Origin of the sequence: Edaphobacter sp., from assembly GCF_035532915.1 — a bacterium.
Lineage (GTDB): Bacteria > Acidobacteriota > Terriglobia > Terriglobales > Acidobacteriaceae > Edaphobacter.
In genome coordinates this window covers 1-3,760 of sequence record NZ_DATKQC010000403.1, presented here as the reverse complement: position 1 = coordinate 3,760, position 3,760 = coordinate 1, and the positions used below count along the sequence as shown (strand labels likewise).

The 3,760-nt window shown below is 58.0% G+C and carries 2 protein-coding genes and 2 pseudogenes; 3 read left to right on the top strand and 1 reads right to left on the bottom strand.

The window, feature by feature from the left end:
- A pseudogene (locus VMU57_RS19010) lies at window positions 1-287 on the bottom strand (hypothetical protein); the annotation flags it as partial.
- Window positions 288-337: 50 nt separating this feature from the next.
- Here VMU57_RS19010 and VMU57_RS23195 point away from each other — a divergent pair.
- The 3 genes and pseudogenes from VMU57_RS23195 to VMU57_RS19000 form a co-directional block, all read left to right on the top strand.
- A pseudogene (locus tag VMU57_RS23195) lies at window positions 338-562 on the top strand (DUF5372 family protein); the annotation flags it as partial.
- Between the two features lie 204 nt (window positions 563-766).
- Window positions 767-1,243 (top strand): helix-turn-helix domain-containing protein, encoded by a 477-nt coding sequence (locus VMU57_RS19005; RefSeq protein WP_325386312.1) that lies wholly within the window; start codon window positions 767-769, stop codon window positions 1,241-1,243.
- Between the two features lie 288 nt (window positions 1,244-1,531).
- On the top strand, window positions 1,532-3,616 hold the full coding sequence (locus VMU57_RS19000) for a recombinase family protein (RefSeq protein ID WP_325386310.1): 2,085 nt from the start codon (window positions 1,532-1,534) through the stop codon (window positions 3,614-3,616).
- The last annotated feature ends 144 nt before the right edge of the window (window positions 3,617-3,760 follow it).

Below are 3,760 nucleotides of genomic sequence, written 5' to 3'. Positions count from 1 at the left end.
CCGTCGAAGCGCACGTAAATCGTCTTGGCCGCGCGCACCGCAACCACGCGGTCGGTTGAGAACTCGTGGAGCGGAAGCGGCAGCAGGCGCGGGCGCTCTTCGGCAAGAACCTCGGCGACGGTGCGATTGCGATCGTCCGGCCATGGCCGCTGGTGCGCCACCTCGTCGCGCCACTTCAGCGCCTGGCGGTTGCACTCCTCCAGCGTGGTGAACGTGCGCGCCGCCCAGAACGAGTCGCGCACGAACCGTATCGCGCGTTCCACACGCCCTTTGGAGAGAGTCGTCAACTGTACCGCATGAGAGCGGTGGGCATAGACATTTTCGGGTAACGCATCCCTTCCATCCCCTGTTCGGTCGTGAATTCGAACTGATCGAATATCACAAAACCTGGGGAGAGGATCGCGTGTTCTTCCGTGACAGCGAGGACCATGTGCAAGCGATTGTGGCGAGTTGTACGGATGTCGGAGGCGTCGACCCGTTCATAGAGATCGCCGCCGGGCGATCTTTCTTCCGGTACGAAGACTTAGTCAGACTGGCGGACCTGCTGGAGGGACTTCGATGAGCACCGCAGCGCAGGAATGTAAAGACAATAACGCCTCTATTGTAAAGAAAACTGCGCCGCATCGCAAGCCGGATCATGCAGAGCAATGGCCAAATAATGGCTATTTATTGCCAATAGAAACCGTCGTCTGGCGAAAGAAAAGGCTTGACAATCGGCCACTGTTGGACATAATTATATTTACATACTTTCTGCCAGGAGACGCCCATGCCGAAACCGCCGCCCGACGACGCCAAACTGCGCAGTCTGCGCGAGCAGGGCGCCGTAAATCCACGCCCCCAAGCCGTAACCGACGACGTGTTTGCCGCCAGCGAGTTCTTCGATCCCCGCGACCTGGTTCAGGTCAAGTACGAGATGTTGCGCCGCGTCGAGAAGGAAGGGCAATCGGTGACCGAGGCTGCCGCAAAGTTTGGTTTCTCGCGGCCGTCGTTCTATCAAGCTCAGTCTGCCCTTGCGCAGCGCGGTTTGGCCGGTCTGATCCCACTCAAGCGCGGGCCCAAACAGGCGCGCAAGTTCAGTCCGGAGGTCCTGGAGTTCGTGCAGCAGGAGCGCCGAGCCGATCCATCCTTGAGCGCTCGAGATCTGGCCGGACGAATCGAGGAACGCTTCCAGGTGACGGTGCACCCACGAACGATCGAGCGTGGCCTGGCCCGCGATCAAAAAAAACTCCGGCAGCCGACATGAGTTCAGCAGTAGCCAGCACAACGACGAACTGGTTGCTCATTACGAGCAGCTACGAAAGGATGCACTGTCCCCCGCGGCTGCTCGCCGCTCCCCGGCGCCGGGTTTGGCGCTGTTTCTGCGTAAAGGAATGGCGGCCTGGATGCGAGCTTGGTCGACTTGTACGCCTAAAACTGTGGCAGAGGTTACCTCGCCAGCAGCTGCCACTCCATCTTGTCCGCAGGACATCCGGGCGCAACTGGCTGTCCTTCTGGCGGGCCTGATACTCAGTCAACAATTGGAGGCCACCACATGAGAGCAGACGCGCATCAAAAAGTGAACGCCGACCATCTCCAGCGCAACGCGTACCTCTACGTCCGGCAATCCACGCTTCGGCAAGTGTTCGAGAACACAGAGAGCACGATGCGCCAATATGATTTGCGTCAACACGCGCTGGCCTTGGGCTGGGCGCCTGAGCAGATCGTGGTGATCGACAATGACCTCGGACAATCCGGCGCTTCGGCCGTAGGGCGCGAGGGATTCCAACATCTGGTGACCGAGGTGAGTATGGGACACGCCGGCATTGTGTTGGGCCTGGAAGTATCGCGCCTGGCACGGAACTCAACCGACTGGCACCGTCTGCTCGAGATCTGCGCGCTCACGGACACATTGATTCTGGATGAAGACGGCGTCTACGATCCCGCGCACTATAACGACAGACTTCTCTTGGGATTGAAGGGTACATTATCGGAGGCCGAACTTCACGTCATCAAAGCTCGCTTGCAAGGCGGCATTCTGAATAAGGCTCGGCGCGGTGAATTGGAATCTGCGTTGCCGGTCGGATTAACTTATAACCCGGCGCACCAACCGGTTCTGGATCCGGACAAGCATGTCCAGGAAAGTTTGCGGTTCTTCTTTGACACGTTTGATCGCACGGGATCGGCCATGGCAACCATGAAGACGTTTCACCAGCGCGGCCTCCTGTTTCCTCGTCGCTTGCGAAAGGGCCCCCAGAAAGGTGACCTGGTCTGGACCGAACTGACGCACAGTCGCGCTTTGCAGGTGCTGCATAATCCACGTTACGCGGGCGCCTTCGTCTATGGGAGGAAGCGCGTGCGCAAGAAAGCCGATGGCAGCGAAACATGCCTGAAGCGCCCGCGCGATCAATGGATCTTGTTGCCGGATATGCATCCAGGTTACATCTCGTGGGAGCAGTACGAAGAGAATCAACGTCGGCTGAGCGAGAATGCCCAGGCGCAGGGCGATGATCGTCGCAAGAGTCCACCACGGGAAGGTCCAGCCTTGTTGCAAGGGCTGGTTCTATGCGGTGTCTGCGGGAGGCGAATGACAGTTCGCTACCACAGTCGCGGCACGCGGCCGGTGCCCGATTACCTTTGTCAGAGAGACGGCATCGAGCACGGTAAGCCGATCTGCCAGAGCATCAATGGCGAGCAGATCGATAAGGCCATCGGCGAACTGTTGATTCAAACCATGACGCCCATGACGCTCGACATCGCCCTGGCGGTGCAACAAGAGCTCCGGACTCGTTTGGATGAGGTAGATCGGTTGCGCCGCAAACAAGTCGAGCGAGCGCGTTACGAAGCCGACCAGGCTCAACTCCGGTACATGCACGTGGACCCGGCCAACCGGCTCGTTGCCGATACTCTGGAAGCGGAATGGAACGGCAAGTTACGCGCCTTGAATGAAGCACAACAAGAGTACGAGCGGTTGCGCCAAACCGATCATCTCGCTATCGACGAGGCACAACGAACTCGTATCGCAGCGCTGGCCAGCGACTTTCCGCGCTTGTGGCAAGACCCTAACACGCCTGATCGCGAAAGGAAACGAATGGTTCGACTGCTGTTGGAAGACGTCACACTGCTTAAGAGAGAGCAGATCCAAGTCCATGTTCGGTTCAAGGGAGGAGTACTGAAAAGCCTTTCCTTACAGCCTCCTCTCAGCGCTCCATATCTAAGAAAGACACCCGCTGTTATCGTCCGCGAAGTGGATCGACTTTTGGATCAGCACACAAACAGAGAGGTCGCCGCGATCCTGAATGAAAAGGGCTTGCGATCAGGGTCGGGACGACCGTTCACCGTGATGGCGATAATCAACATCCGGCGCCATCATGGACTGCGGGATTGTTGTCAAAGGATGCGCGACCTCGGATTACTGACCATCCAACAGATAGCCGAGCGGCTCGACATCGGGGCCTCTGCTGTTAAGGACTGGCGTGATAGAGGCTTGTTGCGGGGACACCGCTACAATGACAAAGGGCAATGCTTATATGAACTGCCGGCAGACGATCTGCCCGGCAAATACAAAAGGAAGAGCGCATACTTGGTCGCGAACGGAAATGTTCGCGCATCTGCCAAAGGAGTGCAGTATGAAGCCTGAGCCTTTTGATTTCCCGCCCGTACCTGACAAGGCCTTGGCTCGAAGTGATAATGCCCAGCGATTTCCAACAACCGCGGGTTGAAGTGGACTAGATTGCCGCGGCGCTCCAGCACCGCCGACTTGAGATTGTCGTAGAGAAGAACT

Bases quoted from the DNA above. Each gene is read 5' to 3' on its own strand.
- VMU57_RS19005 (WP_325386312.1), top strand. From the start codon at position 767: ATGCCGAAACCGCCGCCCGACGACGCCAAACTGCGCAGTCTGCGCGAG.
- VMU57_RS19000 (WP_325386310.1), top strand. From the start codon at position 1,532: ATGAGAGCAGACGCGCATCAAAAAGTGAACGCCGACCATCTCCAGCGC.